This is a genomic window from Staphylococcus caledonicus, assembly GCF_016238465.1.
In the GTDB taxonomy this organism is placed as follows: domain Bacteria; phylum Bacillota; class Bacilli; order Staphylococcales; family Staphylococcaceae; genus Staphylococcus; species Staphylococcus caledonicus.
In genome coordinates this window covers 236,283-258,020 of sequence record NZ_JABTXV010000002.1, presented here as the reverse complement: position 1 = coordinate 258,020, position 21,738 = coordinate 236,283, and the positions used below count along the sequence as shown (strand labels likewise).

The window sequence follows — 21,738 nt, the reverse complement described above, 5'->3', positions numbered from 1 at the left end:
AACTATTATAAGCATATTTAACGTTGACTACCTTAGAAATTAAAATGAGCGGAACAGAAATCTAATGTTACCCCACAGATTTCGTCGTCCCGCCCTGTTAAATTTATTTATATTATTATTAGCTAAAGTTATATAATTCGTAACCTTTATCTTTAGCGTATTCTAGCGCTAAAATTTCTAAAACATTAATAAATGCTGGTTCATCTTTAACGTTTACATATTGGAATTTTAAATTATAATCTTCAGCTGTAATTGTTTTAATATCGTCTTCTTTTAAACCTTTTTCTTGTGCTAAAGCTTTTTTGAATTTTGTAGTGCCAACACCAGATTTTAGATTATATTGACCTAACTTATTAAATAAATCTTTAGTGATAGGTTGATAGCCAGTTGAGTAACCACCAGTTTGGCCTACAAATATTGGTTTCTTTTTATCAAAGATTACATAAACTCCATATTTATCTTGAACTTTTTCACGGTCTTCTTTACTAAAAGATAACGCATTGTCTTTCTCATACTTAAATAATTTCTTTAATTGCTTTTTGTTATCTTCTTTAATCTGTTCTAATCTTTTACTACCTTTCATTATTCATCTTCCTCCCCTATTGTTTATCCCTATTTATCTTAGTATTTTATAAACTTACTTTATAAAAACACTGTTATTTTTAAAAATAGTTAACTAATGCTTCTATTTTCAAATATTTATTTTAAGTAATATACCCCTTATAGCTTGTTTGAAACTAAAATTGCTTTATCTTGAGCTCAACCCTCACTTTATAAAAAATCTTTAGTTTAATTTTTATACTTAAATTACATATTAATTGTAATTACATGTTTATTTATGTATTTATCTATTTTATACTTATTTAAAATGTATTTCTTATTTTATTTCACTACTGCATACATGTTGGGAGAGAATAAACATGAATAATGAAGACATAAGAGTCATCAAGACTAAAAAGGCTTTAACAGATAGTTTATATTTTTTGCTTGAGGAAGAAATGTACTCTACTATAACCGTAAATAAGATTTGCGAGAACGCTAATGTTCATCGCACCACGTTTTATAAACACTTTTACGATAAAAAGGAATTATTAATTTATTTATTAAAGTTAACTGGTGATGACTACTTTTCAGTTGATATTAAAGAAAGATTAAATAGTCCTTTTCAAGTGCTTGCCAAATCATTCAATAAAGAAGAACTCTATCGCATCGAAGCACAACAACAGGGCGATAAAGAATTCGAAAAACTATATAATGATTATTTAATCAATATCGTCCAAAACGATTTCAATAATAATATGCATTGTATCGTGGTCGATCCTACTTTCCCTAAAAGTTTAATTTCTTATGTTTTCGGTTCAGTGTTAGCAGCATTTATAGAATGGAAAATGAATGAGCACCCAACGACTAATCCCCAACAAATGGATCAAATATTCCATAAACTTATTAATGTTAAAGCACGCGAATAGTTTCTAACATGCGCTCATACAATTAATCGTTTATCATTCGTTTTCTATGCCCTTTCATTATATAATTGCGCTAGAAACAGATAATCAACTATAAAGGGGGATTTAAAAATGACTCAATTACATCCATATTTATCATTCGAAAAAGCGAAAGATGCCTTATCTTATTATGAAGAAGTATTTGGAGCGACTAACATTCATAGATTACAGGTTGGGGAATCTCAAGCTGAACATTTCAGTATGACAAAAGAACAAGCTTTAGAATCTACTATGCATGCAGAGTTCGAAGTATTAGGTGTGAAAATTTTATGTTCTGATTCGTTTGGTCGAGTGGAAAACATCAATAACGGCATTTCTTTACTTATCGATTTTGATATCAATGATAAAGAAGACACTGAAAGAGTTCATCAATTTTATAATAAAATAAAAGACCATGAATCTTTAAATATTGAAATGCCTCTTGAAGAACAATTCTGGGGCGGACAAATGGGCGCCTTTACTGATAAATATGGCGTGCGTTGGATGTTACACGGTCAAGATTATACTAAACTAAATTAATTTTGAGAGAACAATACTCAAGCTATTTGAAATAAGACGATTTTCTTTAGATATTAAATAATATACAAAAAGGCTAGAAGATGATTTTAAACAATCACCTTCTAGCCTTTTATCATGGAGCTATAGCTTAGAACATTTCTGATACAACTTTTTGTTCTAAGAAGTTTAATAGATAGTCTGGGCTACCTGTTTTTGCGTCAGTACCTGACATTTTGAAACCACCGAATGGATGGTAACCTACAACTGCTGCAGTACATCCACGGTTAAGGTATAAGTTACCTACATCGAATTCGTTGACTGCTTTAATCCAGTGTTCACGATTATTCGTGATGACAGCGCCAGTTAAGCCGTAATCTGTATCATTGGCAATATCAATTGCTTCGTCAAAGTTATCGAATTTAGTGAACCCAACAACTGGACCGAAAATTTCTTCTTTCATAACTTGGTCAGAAGATTTTAAGCCTGAAATGATAGTAGGGTTGATGAAGTAACCTGTTGAATCATCAGTGTCGCCACCAATTTCAATTTTACCTTCTTTACCACCGATTTCGATATATTTTTTAATTTTATCGAATTGTTTTTTATTAATAACTGGACCCATGTAAGTGTTATTTACAGTATCGCCTACTGTTAATTCTTTAGTTAGTTCAACTGCTTTTTCTAATACTTCGTCATACACTGAACTGTGGACGATGGCACGAGAACAAGCTGAACATTTTTGACCAGAGAAGCCAAATGCTGAATTAACGATAGATTCTGCTGCTAGGTCAGTATCTGTATTTTCATCTACAACAATCGCATCTTTACCGCCCATTTCAGCAATTACACGTTTCAAGAATGTTTGACCTTCTTGAACTACGGCACTACGTTCATAAATACGTGTACCTGTTGCACGTGAGCCTGTAAATGTTACGAAGTGTGTATGAACAGAGTCAACTAAGTAGTCACCAATTTCTTTTGGATCACCAGGTACGAAGTTAACTACGCCTTTAGGAAGACCCGCTTCTTCTAAGATTTCGATTAATTTATATGCAGTTAGTACAGTATCTTCAGCTGGTTTTAATAATACTGTGTTACCCGCAACGACTGGTGCTAATGTTGTACCAGACATGATTGCGAATGGGAAGTTCCAAGGTGGAATTGTAACACCTGTACCAATTGATTTATAGAAGTATCTGTTATGTTCACCTTCACGGTCTAATACTGGTTTACCATCAGATAATTCCATCATTGAACGTGCATAGTATTCGATAAAGTCGATACCTTCAGCAGCATCGCCAACCGCTTCATCCCATGGTTTACCTGCTTCGTAAACCATCACTGCAGAAATTTCTTCTTTACGACGACGGATAATTGCCGCTACACGAAGTAAGAGTTCAGCACGGTCTCTGTGTGACCATCTGCTCCACTCTTTATATGCTTTATTTGAAGATTCAAATGCTTTTTCTACATCTTCTTTTGTTGCTTTAGATACTTTCGCAACTACTTCAGATGTATTAGCTGGATTAATTGAATCAAATGTATCATCTTTAGTAATGTGTTCACCGTCAATCACTATTGGAAGTGTTTGACCAAGTTCACTTTTTACTTGTTCTAACGTTTTTTGAAATCTTTCCACATTTTCTTGTACTGAAAAATCAATCCCAGGTTCATTTTTGAAAGGTACTACCATTCTTAATTACCCCCTATTTATTTTTAAATATTTTAAAGTTAGTAAAATATTGTCTTACATAAAAATGATAATTTGTATCATTAATTTCATTCTACTATGTAATCCCCATGTTTTGCAATCGCTTACACTATATTATCTGAAAAGTTTTAAAATAGTATTACACTAAAAACACTTATCTTTCTATTTATTTTCCTGAAAATTTGGTGCATCATTCTCATCAATGGTTCTAACGACTTTCGCAGGAACGCCAGCTACTAAACTATGAGAAGGAACGTCTTTAGTTACTACACTACCGGCAGCAATGACTGAACCGTCGCCAATTGTTACGCCTGGTGTGACGACCACATTACCTCCAAACCAAATATTATTTCCAATAATAATCGGTTGAGCTAATTCTAAACCTTTATTACGTTCTGGATACGTCAGTGGATGATGCGCCGTATAAAATCCACATGATGGTCCTATAAAGACATCATTGCCAATCGTAATGCCACCTCCGTCCATAAAATAACAATTACTATTAACAAATACATTACGACCTAACTTAACATTCCAACCGTAATCTGTATCAAATGGACTATTAATCTCCACATTTTCCAAAGGATAACCAAATAAATCGGTTAAAATTTCAAGGCGCTTGCTAGTATGACTAGGACGCGTCTGATTAAATTCAAAGCACAAATCTTTTGCGCGCTTACGATCATCGCTTAACTCTTCATCAAAGTTTGCATCATACCATTGATGGGCTAACATCTTTTCTTTTTCCGTCATATGCTTCACCTATTTCTTTCTAATCTTCTCCTTGAATTTTAACCTTTATATATGAAAAATACACATAAAAATAGCTATGAAAAAATCTATCACATCATACCTCGATTTCTTCATAGCTACTTTTGTGCGTTTTTAATGGTTGATATTATTTGTTGTTACTTGATTGAGACTTGCCGCCTTTTTCGCCAATTTCTTCATAAAATTCTTTATTATGGTTTGACGATGTAGCTTCTCCACCTTTTTCACCAATTTCTTGGTAGAACTTTTCACCATGATTTGATGAAGTTGTTTCTCCACCTTTTTGGCCTGCTTCTTCGTGCGTCATTTTTTTCTCTTCTGACATTAAAAATTCCTCCTTAAAAATATTTTTTTAAAAATACTTATCATAAGGTGTCATAATTACCACGAACTCTAGGTGCAGTTTCATTATTCCCATTTAATTCACGTATAAACAATATTTTACAAATTATTTTAATTATTTAAAAATAATGGAACAAAATATAAATCATCTAAATAAAAAAAGTCTAAGACATCAATAAAGTAATAATGTCTTAGACCATAATCGGTAATAATATATTATGAAGTAATAAAATCTCCGCCGTTAACGTGAATAATTTGGCCAGTTATATAAGAACTATCCGCATTTGTAGCTAAGAAGACATAGGCAGGTGCAAGTTCGGCTGGTTGGCCACGTCTACCCATTGGTGTGTCGCCACCTTGATTTTCCACTTTATCTTCATCAAATGTAGCTGGAATTAATGGTGTATAAATCGGTCCTGGTGCTACACCGTTTACGCGAATATTTTTCTCCATTAATGTAGTAGCTAATGAACGAGTGAATGACACGATGGCACCTTTAGTTGCAGCATAATCAATTAAGTGGCCTGAACCACGATATGCTGTCACGCTTGTCGTGTTAATAATTGTATCATTTTCACTTAAATGCGGAACTGCTGCTTGTGATAAGAAGAACATGCCAAAGATATTTGTCTCAAACGTTTCTTTAAATTGAGCGGGTGTAATATCTAAGAAATCATCTTGAGGGAATTGTACGGCCCCATTATTTACTAAGATATTTAATCCACCAAAGTCTTTTACTACATCTTCGACTAATTGTTTAGATTGATCAGCGTCTTTTAAATCGTGCGCATATGCTTTAGCTTCAACGCCAATTTCTTTTAGGCGATTAACTGTTTCTTCAGCATCTTCATGTTCATTATAATAACCAATCGCAACATTCGCGCCTTCTTTGGCAAATAAAATAGCTACTGAACGACCGATACCTGAGTCTCCACCAGTAATCAATGCTACTTTACCTTTTAACTTACCGCCAGCTTTATATTCGTCTAATTCTGCTACGGGTTTAGGATTCATATCTTTTTCAGTACCCGGTTGTTTACTTTGAGTATAACCTTTAATTTGTTTATGAAAATCTAATAAGTTCATTTATACACACTCCTTTTCTATTTACTTAATCGTTCCCATTTAATGGTTTTTCAAAACAACAAATTAATTTATACTTAAATTGAATTACACACCAGTTAAATTCTGCGAGTAGGTTATTTACTACTTTAGAACCACTCAACATCACTACTCTAGACGCATGAAATTAAGACGGTAGGGCTTTATAATTAAGTTTAACTTTCAATTAGGTCAATCACGAATCACATTTTATATAGAGAAAAGGAGTGCGATTACAAATGAGAGTATTATTAAAGGGAGTCATTACACTACTTGTCATTTTAGGCCTTGTTAAAACTTTTCAAGACCATGATATTGTGAATGACGTAAACAAATACTATGATGAAGCCAAAAATGGCGAATTAGTTCAAACCATTTCCAACTATAATTTCAATAACTTTAAAGACTTAAACTTAGAAGACTTCAAACCATCTGACTTTTTCTAATTAATAAGTAAAATAATTATATTTCATTTTCACCTCTTACAATACAAGCCTAAAATACTACAATTTAACTAATCGTTTTAAGGTGCACAACGCACATCTAATCCAACTTTTTAATAAATAGCTTAACATCGTTATTTTTCCCAAATAAGCCTAGAACATTTTTAACAGAGTGTTCTAGGCTTTTATGTTTGTAAATCAAACGGAATGATTGACTATAATACCCTAAGGGGGTATATTGGTAATGAAATGAATTGGAGGTAGAATGATGAGCCAAACTAGCAAAGTGACCTTAGACGTGACGGGAATGACATGTGCCGCTTGCTCAAATCGTATCGAGAAACGCTTAAATAAAATGGACCATGTCGATGCACAAGTGAACTTAACAACTGAAAAAGCAAATATCGAATATGATGCTAACACCTATACCGTAAGCGACTTCGTTTCTACCATTCAAAAGCTCGGTTATGATGTGGCTACTGATAAAACGGAACTCGATATCACAGGTATGACATGTGCGGCATGCTCTAACCGTATTGAAAAGGTCTTAAATAAAACATCTGGCGTTAAACAAGCTAACGTCAACTTAACTACCGAACAAGCAGCGATTGATTACTACCCTAGTCAAACTGACGTAGATACACTAATCGGACGTATTCAAAATTTAGGTTATAACGCTCAACCTAAACAAACCGAAGAACAACAAGCCTCACGTAAAGAGAAAGAATTAAAGCATAAACGCAATAAATTAATTGTGTCTGCCGTTCTAGCACTTCCTTTATTAATGACCATGTTAATTCATTTATTCAATATGAATTTACCACACATTTTAATGAACCCTTGGTTTCAATTAATACTAGCTACACCCATTCAATTTATTATTGGTTGGCAATTCTATGCAGGCGCATATAAGAATATACGTAATGGTGGTGCCAACATGGACGTGCTAGTAGTGTTAGGTACTAGTGCCGCCTATTTTTATAGTATTTATCAAATGGTTAAATGGCTCATTGGTACAACTACGACACCCCATTTATATTTTGAAACGAGTGCCGTGTTAATTACGTTAATTCTTTTCGGAAAATATTTAGAAGCACGTGCTAAATCACAAACGACTAACGCCTTAAGTGAACTTTTAAATTTACAAGCGAAAGAAGCACGGATTATTACTGAAGATGGTACCGAACGCATGGTGCCGTTAAGCCTAGTCGACGTTGATGATACATTATTAATTAAACCAGGTGAAAAAATACCAGTCGATGGCCAAATCATTAAAGGTGAAACGGCCGTTGATGAATCGATGTTAACGGGTGAGTCAATGCCTGTAGATAAACAGGTCAATGATAATGTGATAGGTTCAACCATGAATTCAAATGGCGTCATTACTATCAAAGCCACAAATGTGGGTAAAGATAGTGCGTTATCTAATATCATCAAAGTAGTTGAAGAAGCACAAAGTTCCAAGGCCCCTATTCAACGTCTTGCCGATATCATTTCTGGTTATTTTGTGCCTATCGTTATTGGACTCGCTTTACTCACATTTTTAATTTGGATCACACTCGTACATCCTGGACAATTTGAAGACGCCTTAGTCGCAATGATTTCAGTATTAGTTATAGCTTGCCCTTGTGCATTAGGTCTCGCTACGCCTACGTCTATAATGGTAGGTACTGGACGCGCTGCTGAAAATGGTATTTTATTCAAGGGTGGCGAATATGTGGAACGAACACATCAAATTGATACTATAGTGTTTGATAAGACGGGTACTCTCACACATGGCAAACCTGAGGTAACTCATTTTCAAGAAGAAAACGACATATTAGCGCTCGTCGCATCGGCTGAAAGTAATTCAGAACATCCGTTAGCTACTGCGATAGTGCAATACGCAGATGAACAAGGAGTATCTCAAGTAGATGTAGAGGATTATAAAACCTTACCAGGACATGGTATACAAGCCGTTATTGAAGGCCAACACTTATTCGTGGGTAATCAAAAATTGATGCAAGATAACGGTATTGATGTCACAGATTATCAAGCGCAAATGGAACGTATGGAAGCAGATGGTCATACTGTAATGTTAATCGCATACGCTGGTGAACTACGGGGTATGGTCGCTGTGGCTGATACGGTAAAAGATTCCGCTAAAGAAGCGATACAACAATTGACGGATATGGATATTCATACCGTTATGTTAACTGGTGACAATCAGCGTACAGCACAAGCGATTGCTTCAGAAGTAGGAATCGACCAAGTTATCGCAGGCGTGTTGCCTGAGGACAAAGCGCAACATATAACGCAATTACAAGATAAAGGACATAAAGTAGCAATGGTCGGCGATGGTATTAATGATGCCCCTGCACTTGTGAAAGCAGATATTGGTATTGCGATGGGTACGGGTACCGAAGTAGCGATTGAAGCGGCCGATATTACGATTTTAGGTGGCGACATTCACTTAGTCCCTAAAGCTATTCATGCAAGTGACCAAACCATTCGCAATATTAAACAAAACTTATTCTGGGCCTTTGGTTATAACGTAGCTGGCATTCCAATTGCTGCTATGGGATTATTGGCACCATGGATTGCCGGTGCAGCCATGGCTTTAAGTTCTGTCAGTGTAGTAAGTAATGCCCTACGTCTAAAACGTATGAAATTATAATAAGCATTTAACTATACGCTAAAACTATACGCATTTTACCTTGAAAATGACTTTAATTTAGGATTTCATCGCGTTTTCTTTTCTTTGATATATATAAAGGAGTAGAATAAGGGTATACAGTAATGTAATTCTTTGGAGGTGACACAGATGATTAATGAAACAATTAAAGTAGACGGCATGAGCTGTGATCATTGCAGAAATGCTATCGAATCTGCCTTAGCTAAATTAAACGGCGTAACAACTGCCGAAGTCAATTTAGATAAAAATGAAGTTAGAGTCGATTATGATGAAAACAGAGTCTCAGTTGATCAAATGAAACAAGCCATTGAAGACCAAGGTTACGACGTAAAATAATCTGTTATCAATGTGGGATATAAACCCAATATTATAGGCGTAAAGGTGAGTCAATCATCTTTACGCCTTTTTTGTGGTCGAAACCACGAGAGTTATAAACTATAATTAGGTTTTAGCACGCCTCTCCTTATTTAGTTAACTCTTAATTTCGTAGTGCCAGTATTACGTAATTCAATAATGGCATCTAATGCATCTACCACTAAATTCTTAACAGCCGCTTCCGTATAAAAAGCAATATGTGGTGTTAACAAAATGTCTTCTCGTTCAATAAGCGTATCCAACAGCTCATCATTAATCTCTTTACCTCGATAGTCTCCAGGGAATAAGCCACGTTCATATTCATAAGTATCTAAAGCTGCACCTTTAAGATGGCCACTATCTAGCGCAGCGAGTAAGGCTTTGGTATCCACCATTGAACCTCTCGCCGCATTAACGAATACTGCCCCTTTTTTAAATTTTGAAAATACTTTTTCATCAAATAAGTGTCCGTTATATTGTGTAGCTGGGATATGGACCGTTACAATATCCGCTTCTGCTACTGCTTCTTCTAACGTATCTTTATACTCAACATGTTCTGCTACATGCTCATTTGGAAAAGGATCATACGCAATCACTTTACTGTCATAGCCTTTCGCAAAGATCTTAGCCGCTACAGAACCAATACGGCCCGTACCAATGACCGCTACCGTCAAATCACTAATCGAACGTGATAATATAGAAGGCTCCCAACGAAAATCATAATCACGCACTTTACGTTGAATGTCATTTTGATTTCTTACGATATTAATCGCTTGTGTTACGGCGAATTCTGCAATTGAACTTGGTGAATAGGAAGGCACATTGGAAACAACGATGCCATACTTGGTCGCTAAATCTAAATCATACATATCGAAACCTGCACTACGTTGTGCGATATGTTTAATGCCAAAGTCATGTAATTTAGCAAATACATGTTCTGAAAGAGGATGTTGTTGAGACAATGATAAACCGTCGAATCCTTTCACACTGTCTACATTATCATCGTTTAATAGTTCTTTATTCATCTCTATTTCCACTTGATTGTCTTGTGCCCATTGTTCGATGAAAGGTATATCTTCATCTCTTACACTCATCATTTTAATTTTTAACATTATGGATCATCCTTTCTTGTCTTCTTAGTTGTCGTATAAATGAGCTAATGACGCTAATCTCTCGGCTGCTTCTGCTAAATCCTTATCATTTAATGCTAAGGAGATTCTGACGTAATGACGGCCATTTTCTCCAAATGGAATACCTGGTGCGACTAAAATGGATTTCTCTTTTAATAAATACTGTTCAAACGTTTCACTGTCATATCCTGGAGGGGTTTGTAGCCATGAATAAATGCCCCCTTTTGAATGTACAAAAGGTAAGTGTGCTTCAGCTAGGCATGCTTCAAAAGCATCACGACGACGTTTAAACGTAGCATTTTGTTGTTCTAAAAAATCATCATAATTATTTAATGCATACGTTGCCGCATCTTGTAAGGCACCAAACATTCCTGCATTGGTATGGGTTTGATATTTTTTAAGCGCTTGAATCATCTCTTTATTTCCAACTGCGAAACCGACACGAAAACCTGACATATTATAGCCTTTTGATAAGGAGAAAATTTCGATTGCGACGTCTTTCCCATGTTCAGAAGCAAGAATGCTTGGGTTCTTCGCATCAAAGCCAAATGCGCTATAGGCAAAGTCGTGCACAATCTTCGTCTGTGTTCCTTTAAAACGCTTAATAGTTTCATCAAACACTTCTGACGTAGCAGTAGACCCAGTTGGATTGTTTGGATATGTAAGGTAAATTAGTGATGTATGCGCTAAGGTCTCTTTATCCACACTGTCCCAATCTGGTAGATAGTCAGGAGGCGATAAATTGAGTGGCACGGGATTCGCGTCGGCAAGCATCACGCCTGCTAGATAATCCGTGTAACCCGGGTCAGGTAATAGCACGTTCTCTCCTGGGTTAACGACACACGTCGGTAAAGCGACGAGTCCATTCTTCGTGCCATATAGGATACACACTTCATCATCTTTATGTAAATCTACGTTATATTGACGTTGATAGAAATTCACAATGGCTTCTTTAAATGATTCTTTGCCATGAAACGCTCCATACTTTTGATTCTCGGGTATACGCACTGCTTCTGCAAAATGATCAACGATACCTTTAGGCGTTTCGCCATCAGGAATGCCCACTGCCATATTTATCAGTGGTAAAGGTCCATGTTCAACTTTGCGTCCCATCGTTTTGCCAAAGTAACTTTCCGGTATAGCGGCTAATCTCTTTGAAATGACCATCTTCATCCTCCTTTAGATATAAAAGTAACGCTATACACCACTTTTCCAAGTGGCATATAGCGTTATTTTGTACATGACACTTATCTGTGAGGCGTTACCTCTTTGGAATTAGCACAGTGCTGTTTATATGTGGAGCCTGTTGCTGAAGTTTCATCGGGCCAAATCCCTTCACTTCTCTGGATAAGTTCTTTCGAATTACTATTTATTTTATTAGGACGAAAAATATTGTCAATATTTATAATTTTCAGATTTAATCTAACTATTCAATATTTAAATCCCTTTATTAATATCTTCTAACATGGCTTCTGCCGTAATTTTAGCGCTCGTTAAGACAATTGGCACACCTGCACCAGGATGTGTACTTGCACCTGCAAAGTATAAATCTTTATAATCTTTCGACACGTTAGCCGGACGATAATAGTTACTTTGCGTAAGCGTAGGCATTAAGCCGAATGCCGTACCAAATTTTGCGTTATAACGAGTTTCAAAGTCTACTGGTGTAAAGATTGTTTCTGAAATCACATCTTTGCGCACATCTTTAAGTTCTTCAATGGTTTCTATTTTGCTATAAACAACCTCTTTGGCGCGTTCGATTTCATTTGGATCATTCCAATCTATTTCGCCTGTTTTCAATTCAGGTACAGGCATAAGCACGTACATTCCAGTTTGGCCTTTTGGCGCTAGCTCGTCATCTTCTACCGCTGGAAAATAAAGATATAAAGAAGGATCATCTGGCATTCTACCACTAAAGATATCATCAATATTGCCTCTAAAGTCTTTGGCGAATACAACATTATGAACATGAACTTTATCACGTAGTTCTCTGTTTATGCCGGCATAGACAAGGAAAGCTGAACATGAGTAGTCCATGTTGTCTACCTTTTCAGGAGAATATTTCTTCAGTGGTGCATGGGATGGCATCAAGTGTTGTGCGACATACGGGAAATCTGCAGTACATAACACTTTATCAAAGCGATGGATTTCATCATTCACACGTAAACCATCTGCACGTTTAAATTTAGGGTCAATAATGATTTCTTGCACATCTGCATTTAATCGAACTTGAACACCTAAATCTTGGCCAAGGTTCAATAAGCCTTGTGCTAAGCCATACATTCCGCCTTTAATATAGTGCACGCCATGGACCATTTCAATCATTGGAATAATTGAATAAATAGATGGACCTTGTTTAGGATCGATACCTATATATAACGTTTGGAATGCGAGTAATTTACGAATCTTTTCATTAGAAACGTAATCGTCAATAAGTTGATTCGCTTTGCTAAACGTTCTTAGTTTAAGACCACGATATAATGTCAGTGGATTGTAAAACTCACTCGGCTTACGGAAGGTACGTTCTAAGAAATATTTACGTGCAACTTCATAACGTCTATACACGTCGGTTAAGAACTGCATAAACCCTGGCGTTGAGCCCGGTTCGATAGCTTCTAACGCTTGGCTTAACTGCGCTAAATCAGTCGACACACTCACTTTATCTTTATCCGAGAAATAGATATCAAAGATATGCGTCAGTTGTCTCATATCTACGTAATCTTCAAAGCGTTTACCACTTTCCTCAAATACAGCTCTATACACATCTGGAACCATTACAATCGTAGGTCCCATATCGAACGTAAAGCCATCTTTTTTAAATTGACTCATACGTCCGCCTACTTGTTCATTTTTCTCGAAGATTGTTACTTGATGTCCATGTGCAGCTAATCTAGCGGCTGCTGCTAAGCCGGTTACTCCTGCGCCTACAACGGCTATCTTCATATCTTTCCCACCTAAGCTTTATATTTTTTCTTTAATTTACGGTAGATTTTATTTTTCTTCCATGTTGATACATAGACACGGTCTTTTAGCGTGTAATCTGCTTTTCTTACTTCAGTTAAAATGCCTCGATACACTTCAGCGGCTAACTCAATAATCATACGTGCTTCTTCGTTATACACTTCTAGATGGTTTAAGACTTCGTTATAATTATCATCCGCAAGTTTAGCGTAGCTTTCCCATAATTTTTTATAGGCTTCTGAAGGTTTAGCACGTTCTACCTCTTGTGCAATTGACACATCATATGCTTTTAAACGTTCTACGCTAAAGTAGACGCGTCCATTTTCAAAATCTTCACCTACATCGCGTAAAATATTAGTTAACTGCAATGCTTCGCCTAGTTGCTTACCATATTCATACGCTTTATCTGTTGGTGGTGTCGCTAAAATTGGAATCAACAATACGCCTACCGTGCCTGCAACACCATAGCAATAATCTAGTAACCCTTGATCTGTCTCGAACATTTCGAAATCTTGGTCTGCTTCTACTGCATCTATCAGGTCATAAAGGGCTTGATAATTCATTTGAAAATGTGTTGCAGTATCGGCAAATGCCGTCATAATAGCCGCATCACTTTCAAATGTTTCAGGTATTGTCGCGTGCTGTTCAACAGATTGAACGTCACGTCGTATTTTATGTAAATAGTCCACATCTTGATGTATATCGATACTATCATCAACGATTCGACATACGGCATAGATAGCCCAAATAGCTTGTCGTTGCTGTTCTGGTAACATATCAAATGCATATGAAAAACTTTTAGAGTAATCTTTCATAATTTGATGACAATATTGATAACTTTCTTCTAATGTTCTCATGGAGAGCCCCCTGTTATGCATTAATCATTAATATTAAAAGTACGTCCCTTCCATTTTACAGTTTTCGTAAAATAAATGTGACGATACGAGTTCATAAAAATTAAAATAAATATCCAAAATAAAAGTGGATTCATTATTAAAAATAGGAGTGAAAAGCTGCCTACTCTTTTATGTAATTTCACAAATTGTATTGTGTATATTCCATATGATACACATATACGCTTAAATGACAATGATTTCACTAATAATCCTAGAATTAAAGCTAAAGTCGAGGTCATCGTGCCTATCATCCAGATTATAATCATTGCCATGAGACGTCCTTGCGTTGCCGAGGCGCCTACTGCTAAATGCTTCGTCCAGCCTTCGACTAACGATTTAGGACCTTCTTCATACATCCTAAAGCCAACATACCCTTGTCCTTCGTAAGCCGTCACCGGTAGATGGTGCTGTTGAAAGGCTTGACCTAGCGCAAACCCTTCAATGATATGTGTTTGCGCATTTTTATGACCTTCCGTTATAGCATAATCTGTTTGATTCATGACTGTAACTGGACCAAATGCCAATGATTGCGTTTGAGCTTGAGCTAAAGTAGACGATTGGTTCATACCTACTACCGTCATTAAATTAAATAAGGCCGACGCTTGTTCATACGGTCGTTGTACAATGTGATAAGGCTGGATGCTTAGTAAACCGCGATACGCTTGTTTAGCATAAGTTTGCATTATCGCTTCTAACGCATGTTCATTCATTAATACGACATCTGCATCCATAAATATGATTATTTCTGATGTTGCATGTTTGACGCCTTCGTAACACGCATAGGATTTACCATACCATCGTTTATTGTCTACATTCTCTCCAACTCGATGCACATGCGCTCCAAATTCATGGGCCACTGCAACCGTCTCATCCTGAGAGTCATCATCCATAACAATGACTTCAGATTTCACCGATTGTTGGGCTATACTTTTCAATAATTTGGGCAGTCGTTGCGCTTCATCTCGCGCCGGAATAATAATACTTACAGTCACATCTTTATCATCAATTTTTGACTTTTGAAAATGTAGCAAATGCCGTTTATTATACATGAAGTGACCACATAATGATGAAACGCCTATAATGCTATGAAGCAATTTCTCTAACCCTTTCATCTATCCTTCACCTCATTAAATCTACACTTGATGATTATCTCGTTCAAGTTGGTTAATTTTATTAGCGACTTGTTGACCACTTAACGTCACCATTGGCATACCACCACCTGGATTGACAGAACCACCAACAAAGAACAAGTTATCGAAGTATTGACTTTGTTTAGGAAACTTAAAGCCTTTATTTTTCTTTCTATCGGCGACGACGCCATATATTGCGCCTTTATTAGAAGCGTAATGGCGCTCTATATCGTGAGGCGTCCACACGTCTTCATATACAATATGTTGACGTAAATCTGTTAGCCCCATGCGCTCTAATTTATCTAAGACACGTTCACGAAATTGAGCATATTGTGCTTCGGTAAACGGTTCATTTTGAATATATGGAATATGCGGTAAGACCTTCAAATTCTCATAACCTGTAGGTGCTTGCGTCGCATCAGTTTTATTAGAATTGACTAAATAGATCGTTGGATCTTGTGGTAAAACCTTATCGTGAAAGACTTCGTGATAATTGCGCTTAGAATCACTTGAGAATAAGAAATTATGATGCGCCAGTTGTGGGTACTGCTTATCCACGCCTAAGTGCATCACATACCCAGAACTAGCTGGCTCATACGTTTTCTCTAACTTAGCCAACTTTTCCTCTGAAAAATGAAGCAAATCACGGTACGTTGGAATCACTTCTCTATTCGCTACAATGTAGTCAGCCTCAACATGCGTGCCATCATCTAACCTTACACCCGAGACATGATTGAAATAGGTATCAATACTTTTAATGTCTACGCCAGTATGAATATCTACACCTTCTTCACGTGCTAAACGTTCTAGTGCTTGCGCAAGAAGATGAATACCTCCTTTAACGTACCATAGCCCTTGTTCATATTGCATATGTATTAATAACGTCAATACAGCTGGTGCATCATATGAAGAAGAACCGACATATTTAATGAAGTAACCCAACATATCTCTTAATTCTTGTTTTTTAACATAGCGATTAATGGCTTGTTGCATCGTTGAAAAGTAATCGACGCCTTTTAACGCAGTGAAAGGTCCTTGATATTTAATAATTTCAGAAACCGTATCAAGCCCTAACGCAAAATACCCTTCTTCTGTAAAGCGGTGTACTTTCTCTGCATAGTTAAGAAAATCATGCACTTGTTGAATATCTTCTTCATTTAAATTGTCGTTAGCTTCCAACATTTGATTTAAATCTTCATATAGATCAATCGTCTCACCATTCGTAAAGAAACTACGCCATTGTAATGGTAAACGTTCAATCGTGACGTAATCTGTCATATTCTTGTGACTATAACGGAATAAATTCTCAAAGATATAAGGCATCGTTAAAATAGATGGGCCTAAGTCAAAGCCAAAGCCTTGTGTTTCAAGACGATTCACCTTACCACCTATATGATTATTTTTCTCATATAATGTGACGTCGTAGCCACTTTGAGCAAGTCGGATGGCTGCTGAGATACCACCTAAACCTCCGCCAATCACTATGATACTTTTTTTAGACATCGTGCTCGCCTCGTTTCTTTTTCAATTGATAATAGCGTTCTAATCTCGGACGATTATAGCGTTGTGCCACAATGATTGGAATATTAGCTAATAATGCATAGCAAAGATTGATTATTTTAATATATCGAGGTGCTTTTATAAACGCTATGACGGGTAAGATGGATAACCAATGTACCAACTCTGCACGTCGCATTTCTAACATCATTCTATGTATATTGGATAATTTGAATGACGTTAATTGTTTCTTATTGTATATTTCTGGATTTAGTTTGTTGCCTTCTGGTATATATTTCTTCCATTTATTAATTTGAAACAACGTGTTCCATAACTTACCATTTTCTTCCCATGATAAGGACTTAAATAGACGTTCATACTTTTCAAAAAAAGTGAGTGGTAACTTTGCGAAAAAGTAAGAAATAGTCATTTGGGTAGAACACCAATACATACTATGGAATATTCCAAGTGCTAGAATCTTTTTTAATGGCATATATCGTCAACGCTTTCTAATTATTAGTCCTTAATATTTCCCTATAACGCGTATCAATAAACTTTAAACGACAGTGTATATTAAATAACTAAAAAAAGAGGCCGACATAAGTCGACCTCTCTTCAATAACTCGATGTACTATCCAGTTATTTCTGTAAATCTTACCACCAGTTATGGCTAGAACGGAAAGCAATAGCGTTGCTTAATGAACCGTAACGGCTGTTAGCGTAGTTGATTAAACCTTTAGTTTGTGAAGCTACTGAACCTGTTCCCCAAGATTCTTTAGTTTGACCTAAACCTCTGTAACCTAATGGGTTAACTGCGTTAGGGTTACCGCCTGATTCTGGCATTACGATAGTGTTCCAAGCTGCTTCAGTACCACCGTTAGCTAAGAATTGAGCTTTAACTGAACCACCAGTTGAAGCTGATGAAGTTGATGCTGCAGGTGCTGAGTATGAAGTTGTTTGTGCACTGTAGCTAGTTGTTTTGCTTGTAGATGGTGCAGATACAGCTTTCACGTTAGTGTGGCTAGCTTGTTGGTTTGAGCTTACTGATTGAGTTGAAGCTTGGTTGTTGTATGAAGCTGAGTAATCAGTTGCTGGAGCTGCTTGAGTTGCGTGAGCAGGTTGAGCAGCTTGTGTAGTTGTTGAAGCTGTGTCAGCGCCACCAACGTAAGTGTAGTTCCAAGACCAAGTTTTACCGTTTGAAGTGAAGTTGTATTGGAAACCGTCTTTAACGAATGTGATGTTGTACGCACCAGCTTGTACTGGGTGAGCGTTTAATTCTGATGGGTTGTTTTGAGCTAAGTTAGCTAATTGATCATAGCTAGATGTTGACTCAGATGCGTGTGCACTGTTGTCTGTAGTTAATGCATAACCTGTTACTCCTAATGCTACTGCTAATGACGAAGCGATAACTGTCTTTTTCATAATAAATAATTCCTCCAAAAATGTAATTTATATTTTTCGTAATGTTAATTTTTTAGTTATAGTGTTTTGCTCTGTTGTTTAACTTTTGACAATAAGTACTATATCATAAAAAAATGCCAATAGTATTACGCTTATCTTACAAAAAATTACAATGAGGAATTGATTTTGTAACATTGAAACATTGTTGTTGTCTTCTGTAACAATGATTTCGTGGGTATTTTGTTTAAAATTTCATCATGAACCATGATTTTACATTATTTTCTTGGGAAATTTACAATCGTTTTACAACGCTCGTAATATTACAAATTTCCGTTTTGTTACAATACCGTAATATTTCTTATAATTTAGACGTCATTTATTTTCTTTATAGTTTGGTTAAAATTTATGAAATCATTCTATAAAATACGGATTTAAACACCGCCATGCCAGACTTGAATAATTTTATAATAAAGAAAGAGTTTCAAAATATTATATAAATTAATAAAGCATCGGCTAAATTTTAATAATTCAATCGATGCTTTATTGATGTATTTCTAAATATTTAATTTCTTATTTGAATCGCCTTTCTTCTATATTAATAGTATTAATAATCTTTTACGCCCCAAAGGACTTTTTCACATTCGCGAATGATGTATTTTAATATTTCAATGCGTGATGTTTTCTTATGATCAGCAGGTACTACGAGCCATGGTGCGTAATCTGTATGTGTTTTTTCAATCATGTCATGGCTGGCTTCGACATATAAATCCCATTTTTCACGGTTACGCCAGTCTTCATCTGTAATCTTCCATTGTTTATGAACGTTGACTTGGCGTTCTTTAAAGCGTTTTAATTGTTCTTCTTTATCTAATGTAAGGAAGAATTTTAATATAATTGCGCCTTCGTCTGTCCACATTTTTTCAAAAGCGTTAATTTCTTCATACGCACGTTGCCATTCTTTAACCGTCGCAAACCCTTCGATACGTTCTACAAGTACACGACCGTACCAACTTCTATCAAACATTTCGATATGACCGCTTCTAGGCATATCTTTCGCAAAGCGCCATAAGTAATGATGATTTAGTTCTACGTCTGTTGGCGCACTAATACCGTTGACTTCATAGCCTGTAGGGTCAAGTTTCTCTCTAATACGTTTGATATTACCACCCTTACCTGCTGCATCCATACCTTCAAATACTAAGATCAATGGAATTTTTCTTTCATATAATGCGAACTGGATTTCACGCATACGGTTTTGTAATTCCGTAATCAATGCTTTGTACTGACCTTTGGAAACTTTATCAACATCAATATCAAATAAATCAGTAGTAAAGTTTGGCGTGAATTTACCATCACGTTTATCTTTTGTTTTATTATGTTGTTCGATGGCTTTCTCTAAACGTTTAATAATATGTTCATACATCTTTTCAGTTGCACTTTGGCGCTCTGTATAGTCGATAATTTGCCATGTTTTATCATTTTTAATGAATCCATGCATATCATCTAAATAGGTTTGAGTCGATAATACATTAGTATATTCTTGAACTTTCCAACGTGTTAACGGATTAGCCTTCGTTTGTTTTATATGTTCTTGACGCTTTTCTTCATTAATATCGATGAAAAACTTGATAATTTCATAATTATCTTGTTCTAACATACCTTCAAACGAATCGATTTGTTCTTTTAATACACCATAGTTTTTATATCTGTCATGTTTGATTTCATTTTCACGATAATCTAAATAGTGAGAATACCAACTTCTAAAATAAATATTAATATCACCTTTTTTAGGTAATGTATTCCAATATTTTTGTAAAAATTGATATCTCAAATCATCGCCTTGTGGTGATTGTGTCGCAATAAAGTGAGTATACTTCGCATCAAAATTTAACAATAGTTCATTTGCTAAGCGTGTTTTACCTGATGCTGGGACCCCTTCAAATAAGATCATAACCGGAATACCTAAGTCATGTGTTTGTCTTGTAAGCTCTGCAGTTTTTAATGCTAATTTTTCAATTTTAGTCGTCATATACGATTCACCCTTTATTTATCATATTACTCATTTACATTGTAACATTATTCGTTGATACACAATTATATAATTTAGTTTATTTTTAATTTTTCTAAGAAAAAATGAAGTTGATAAACTGCTTATGAATAGCAATTTAACAACTCCATATTTGAAACGTATTTAACCCATGAATTTATAGATATCGTTTGTATATAGACGTAAAACTTTGCGGAAGATGATATCTAGTATATAAGCTGTTAATAATGGCACAACGAAGAATCCTAATACGATTAATATAATGCTAAGGACTGTAGAATCAACATGTAAAAACTTGAAGGCGCTGATAGGTCCAATCATTCCGATAAAACCGAAGCCTGCTGATTCTTTTGTACCGGCAATACCGATTAAACTTCCGACGATGCCTGAGACACCTGCCGTAATTAAGATTGGCAACATAATAATTGGGTATCTAACCATATTCGGCATCATCATTTTCACGCCACCAAAGAAGATTGAAATTGGTACAGCAACACGGTTTACTTTGCTTGTACCTATAAGCAACACAGCCTCAGTAGCTGAGATTCCAATCGAAGCTGAACCGGCAGCAAGCCCTGCAATCCCTATGGCAATCGCAATCGCTACGGTTGAAAGTGGTGAAATAATGATGAAACTGAAGACCATTGAAATTAACATACACATTAAGACAGGTTGTAATTCAGTAAAGCTATTAACAATATTACCAATTCCAGTTGTAATCATATGTACATAAGGAAGAATTAACACGCCAATTGTGGCAGATGCGCCACCTACGATTGTAGGATAAACTATAAGCGCCATGCTTCCTACACGTTTTTCAATTAATAAGATAAATAATACTGCGATAGTGGCCGTAATCATGGTATTGATTAAATCCCCAATACCTGCAATAACCCATGCTCCGTCTTTAAATTGAGCGGCGCCACTACCCACATACGACGCACTAGCCACTACGGCTATAGCGAGCGGTGTCATTTCAAATTTCAAAGCAATTAATGCTCCGATTAAGGCTGGTACGGTAAATTGCATTGCTTGTACCACATGTAATAATGTTCCAAAAAATGGGTGATGATGCATGAGCGCTTTAAAAATTTCACCTAAAATCGCATTAGGTACTAAACCTACAACGATACCAATTGCTACCCCGGATAGTACCTTAAAGGTAAACTCTTTAACGCCCATATTTCTAAGTTCTGTTGTCATTCTAAAACCTCCCACGGTGTTTACATTCACACTTAAGATGAACATGTGCTTAATTAATGATAGAATTTACTATA

General features: G+C 35.9%; 19 protein-coding genes, 1 pseudogene and 1 riboswitch. Of the genes and pseudogenes, 5 read left to right on the top strand and 15 right to left on the bottom strand.

What is annotated here, in order from left to right; all coding sequences use genetic code 11:
- Positions 1-118 precede the first annotated feature (118 nt).
- Positions 119-583 (bottom strand): hypothetical protein, encoded by a 465-nt coding sequence (locus tag HS848_RS07890; RefSeq protein WP_198611906.1) that lies wholly within the window; start codon positions 581-583, stop codon positions 119-121.
- A gap of 337 nt (positions 584-920) precedes the next feature.
- On the opposite strand from HS848_RS07890, the gene HS848_RS07885 reads away from it, so the two are divergent.
- Positions 921-1,469, top strand: a complete 549-nt coding sequence (locus HS848_RS07885; RefSeq protein ID WP_198611905.1) for a TetR/AcrR family transcriptional regulator — start codon at positions 921-923, stop codon at positions 1,467-1,469.
- 108 nt (positions 1,470-1,577) lie between these two features.
- The gene (locus tag HS848_RS07880) at positions 1,578-2,024 is read left to right on the top strand and encodes a VOC family protein (RefSeq protein ID WP_198611904.1); all 447 of its coding nucleotides are present in this window, start codon (positions 1,578-1,580) and stop codon (positions 2,022-2,024) included.
- Positions 2,025-2,151: 127 nt separating this feature from the next.
- Here the strand turns inward: HS848_RS07880 and pruA are convergent, their stop codons facing one another.
- The 4 genes and pseudogenes from pruA to HS848_RS07860 all read right to left on the bottom strand — a co-directional run bounded on the left by pruA (position 2,152) and on the right by HS848_RS07860 (position 5,913).
- On the bottom strand, positions 2,152-3,696 hold the full coding sequence (pruA, locus tag HS848_RS07875) for an L-glutamate gamma-semialdehyde dehydrogenase (RefSeq protein ID WP_198611903.1): 1,545 nt from the start codon (positions 3,694-3,696) through the stop codon (positions 2,152-2,154).
- A 180-nt stretch (positions 3,697-3,876) separates the two neighbouring features.
- Positions 3,877-4,467, bottom strand: coding sequence for a sugar O-acetyltransferase (locus tag HS848_RS07870; RefSeq protein ID WP_198611902.1), 591 nt, complete (start codon positions 4,465-4,467; stop codon positions 3,877-3,879).
- 151 nt (positions 4,468-4,618) lie between these two features.
- Positions 4,619-4,810 (bottom strand): annotated as a pseudogene (locus tag HS848_RS07865) (KGG domain-containing protein); the annotation flags it as partial.
- A gap of 233 nt (positions 4,811-5,043) precedes the next feature.
- Positions 5,044-5,913, bottom strand: a complete 870-nt coding sequence (locus HS848_RS07860; RefSeq protein WP_107507088.1) for an SDR family oxidoreductase — start codon at positions 5,911-5,913, stop codon at positions 5,044-5,046.
- Positions 5,914-6,167: 254 nt separating this feature from the next.
- On the opposite strand from HS848_RS07860, the gene HS848_RS07855 reads away from it, so the two are divergent.
- The 3 genes from HS848_RS07855 (at position 6,168) to copZ (ending at position 9,381) form a co-directional block, all read left to right on the top strand.
- The gene (locus HS848_RS07855; RefSeq protein ID WP_107507087.1) at positions 6,168-6,374 is read left to right on the top strand and encodes a hypothetical protein; all 207 of its coding nucleotides are present in this window, start codon (positions 6,168-6,170) and stop codon (positions 6,372-6,374) included.
- 265 nt (positions 6,375-6,639) lie between these two features.
- Positions 6,640-9,027 carry a heavy metal translocating P-type ATPase gene (locus tag HS848_RS07850; RefSeq protein ID WP_198611900.1) on the top strand — a complete coding sequence of 796 codons (2,388 nt, stop codon included), beginning with the start codon at positions 6,640-6,642 and terminating at the stop codon, positions 9,025-9,027.
- 147 nt (positions 9,028-9,174) lie between these two features.
- A complete protein-coding gene (gene copZ / locus HS848_RS07845; RefSeq protein WP_198611899.1) occupies positions 9,175-9,381 on the top strand; it encodes a copper chaperone CopZ in 207 nt (68 codons plus the stop codon).
- A gap of 131 nt (positions 9,382-9,512) precedes the next feature.
- Here copZ and HS848_RS07840 read toward each other — a convergent pair whose 3' ends face one another.
- The 10 genes from HS848_RS07840 to HS848_RS07795 form a co-directional block, all read right to left on the bottom strand.
- A complete protein-coding gene (locus HS848_RS07840) occupies positions 9,513-10,511 on the bottom strand; it encodes a D-lactate dehydrogenase (RefSeq protein WP_198611898.1) in 999 nt (332 codons plus the stop codon).
- 24 nt (positions 10,512-10,535) lie between these two features.
- Complete coding sequence (locus HS848_RS07835) at positions 10,536-11,696, bottom strand: aminotransferase class I/II-fold pyridoxal phosphate-dependent enzyme (protein WP_198611897.1); 1,161 nt, start codon at positions 11,694-11,696, stop codon at positions 10,536-10,538.
- Between the two features lie 77 nt (positions 11,697-11,773).
- Positions 11,774-11,883, bottom strand: a riboswitch (SAM riboswitch).
- An 83-nt stretch (positions 11,884-11,966) separates the two neighbouring features.
- Complete coding sequence (locus HS848_RS07830; RefSeq protein ID WP_198611896.1) at positions 11,967-13,472, bottom strand: phytoene desaturase family protein; 1,506 nt, start codon at positions 13,470-13,472, stop codon at positions 11,967-11,969.
- An 11-nt stretch (positions 13,473-13,483) separates the two neighbouring features.
- Entirely contained in the window at positions 13,484-14,347 is an 864-nt protein-coding gene (locus HS848_RS07825) for a phytoene/squalene synthase family protein (protein WP_198611895.1), read from the bottom strand.
- Between the two features lie 20 nt (positions 14,348-14,367).
- Positions 14,368-15,498 carry a glycosyltransferase family A protein gene (locus HS848_RS07820; protein WP_198611894.1) on the bottom strand — a complete coding sequence of 377 codons (1,131 nt, stop codon included), beginning with the start codon at positions 15,496-15,498 and terminating at the stop codon, positions 14,368-14,370.
- A 21-nt stretch (positions 15,499-15,519) separates the two neighbouring features.
- Positions 15,520-17,019 (bottom strand): phytoene desaturase family protein, encoded by a 1,500-nt coding sequence (locus HS848_RS07815; RefSeq protein ID WP_198611893.1) that lies wholly within the window; start codon positions 17,017-17,019, stop codon positions 15,520-15,522.
- Entirely contained in the window at positions 17,012-17,443 is a 432-nt protein-coding gene (locus tag HS848_RS07810) for a glycosyl-4,4'-diaponeurosporenoate acyltransferase CrtO family protein (RefSeq protein ID WP_232806123.1), read from the bottom strand. The genes HS848_RS07815 and HS848_RS07810 overlap by 8 nt, the downstream gene beginning before the upstream one ends.
- A 224-nt stretch (positions 17,444-17,667) precedes the next feature.
- Positions 17,668-18,435 (bottom strand): aggregation-promoting factor C-terminal-like domain-containing protein, encoded by a 768-nt coding sequence (locus HS848_RS07805; RefSeq protein WP_198611891.1) that lies wholly within the window; start codon positions 18,433-18,435, stop codon positions 17,668-17,670.
- A gap of 583 nt (positions 18,436-19,018) precedes the next feature.
- Positions 19,019-20,443, bottom strand: coding sequence for a phosphate--AMP phosphotransferase (locus HS848_RS07800; RefSeq protein ID WP_198611890.1), 1,425 nt, complete (start codon positions 20,441-20,443; stop codon positions 19,019-19,021).
- Between the two features lie 162 nt (positions 20,444-20,605).
- Positions 20,606-21,664 carry a PTS transporter subunit IIC gene (locus HS848_RS07795; RefSeq protein ID WP_198611889.1) on the bottom strand — a complete coding sequence of 353 codons (1,059 nt, stop codon included), beginning with the start codon at positions 21,662-21,664 and terminating at the stop codon, positions 20,606-20,608.
- Between the last annotated feature and the right edge of the window lie 74 nt (positions 21,665-21,738).